The sequence below is a fragment of the Parolsenella sp. genome (assembly GCF_982402205.1).
Window position 1 is genome coordinate 1 of record NZ_CEVYAT010000196.1, and the last position, 2,264, is coordinate 2,264.

The window sequence follows — 2,264 nt, forward strand, 5'->3', positions numbered from 1 at the left end:
GGCAAGGCTGCGAAGCGGGGGCATGGTGGGTCGTGGCGAGCGCAGCGGGTCTGCGAAGCGGGGGCAAGCAAGACATCTACCGAGCGATTGCCGAATGAGATGGTCGTTCGACCAATTAGGGGAGTTTTGCTCCGGTAAATGGCTTGCTACTTGCCAGAAACGGACGCATCGATTGATTCTGAGGCCTCGGCAGCCACCGGGTCGGTGCAGTCGGCGGCGCCCACAGCGGCATCACGCGCGCCCTCGTTCGCAGTGGCGCGCTCGCGCACATCATCCGCAGCGACGGGGTCGGTATCATCGCCAGCCGCCTCGCCCTCGCCCTCGCCCAGGGCGCGCTCGCGGCCGTCCTCGCGCTCCTCGTCCCAAGCGCGCAGCGTGGTGTACACCTCGTGCGCCACCTCGGCGGGAATCCCCGGCACGGCAGCGATCTGCTCCTCGGTGGCCTCACGCAAGCGCTTCATGCTCCCAAACGCGCGGCGCAGCGCTCGCTTGCGCTTCTCGCCCACACCCGGGACCTCGTCGAGGATCGACACGGTCATGGCCTTGCCGCGCAACTCGCGGTGGAAGGTTATGGCAAAGCGGTGGGCCTCGTCTCGCACGCGCTTCACCAGGTAGAGCGACGCCGAGCCGCTGGGCAGCACCACGGGCATGTCGTCCCAGGGCACAAAGAGCTCCTCGTCCGACTTGGCAAGGCCCGCCATGGGGATGTCGAGCCCCAATTCGCCCAGCTGCTCCATGGCAGCCGTGAGCTGCGGCTTTCCGCCGTCGAGGATGAGCAGGTCGGGCTTGGCGCCAAAGCGCTCGTCGGCCATGCGCTCGGGCGCGTAGCGGCGGGCGAGCACCTCGCTCATCGAGACGAAGTCATTGGCCTCGTCGAGCTCGGCGCGAATCTTGAAGCGGCGGTACTGGCCCTTGTCGGGCTTGCCGGCCGTGAACACCACCATCGAGGCCACCGTGTGCTTGCCGTGGATGGTCGAGATGTCGAAGCACTCAATGCGCATGGGTGGCGCGTCGAGGGCCAGGGCGCTCTCGAGCTGGAGCAGGGCCTCGTTGGTGCGCTTGTCCTCGTAGCCCGTGCGCAGCTCGTATCGCGCGAGGTAGTGGTGGGCGTTGTTGGTGGCCATCTCGGCGAGGTGGGCCTTCTGGCCGCGCTGCGGCACGCGGATGGAGACGTTGCGGCCGCGCCGCGCCGTGAGCCAGCCGGCAAGGGTGTCAGCGTCTGTAAGGGCAACGGGCACGCAGACCTCGAGGGGCAGGTCGCTCGTCTGGTCGTAGTAGCGCTTGACAAAGCCGCTCGCGAGCTCCTCGGGGCCCACGTCGAGGCCCTTGTCGAGCACAAACTCGCAGGTACGGCTCACGCGGCCCTCGCGCACCACGAAGACGCAGGCGCCGGCGATGGTCTCCTCGCGCCAAAAGCCCACGACGTCGACGTCCTGCGCGCTCGACAGCACCACGCGCTGCTTGTCGTCGAGGCCGTCGATGACCTGCAGGCGGCGCTTGACGCGGGCGGCGCGCTCGAAGTCGAGGTTCGCGGCGGCCTCGGCCATCTCGTCTTTGAGCTGGGCCACGAACTGGCCCCGGTGACCTGCGAGGAAGTGCTCGACCTGGGCCACGTTGGCGGCGTACTCCTCGGGCGATATGCAGCCCGCGCACACGCCGGGGCCGCGGCCCACGTGGTAGTCGAAGCAGGGGCGGCCGCTCTCGGCCTGGGCCAGCGCCACGACGTCGCGCTGCTCGGGGTGGGCCTCGATCTGGCGGCGCACGCGCTTCCACTCGGCGCAGGTCGCGAGGCACATGGGCACGATCTTGCGCACCACGTCGATGGTGGCGCGCGCGGCGCGGGCGTCGGTGTAGGGGCCAAAGTAGCGGGTGCCGGGGCGGTGGCGCTCGCGGGTGTACTTGAGGGCCGGGTAGACGTCGTCCTTGGTGATGGCGATGTAGGGGTAGCTCTTGTCGTCCTTGAGGTCGACGTTGAACGGCGGGCGGTACTGGTGGATGAGGTTGATCTCGAGGACGAGGGCCTCGTGCTCGGAGCCCACGACGACGTAGTCGAAGCTCGCGGTGGCGGCCATGAGGCGCGGCACCATGGGGCGCTCGTCGGTGAGCTGCACGTACTGGCGCATGCGGCTGCGCAGGTTCTTGGCCTTGCCCACGTAGAGCACGTTGCCGGCGGCGTCCTTCCACAGGTAGCAGCCCGGGTCGGTGGGGACGAGGGCAACCTGCTCGGCAATCGAGGGCGCGGGGCCGGCGGCAGGGGTGGCCAG

The 2,264-nt window shown here is 69.1% G+C and carries 1 protein-coding gene; it reads right to left on the reverse strand.

The features are described from left to right. Positions 1 to 146 precede the first annotated feature (146 nt). A complete protein-coding gene (uvrC, locus tag AC1VTH_RS07955; RefSeq protein ID WP_481335623.1) occupies positions 147 to 2,264 on the reverse strand; it encodes an excinuclease ABC subunit UvrC in 2,118 nt (705 codons plus the stop codon).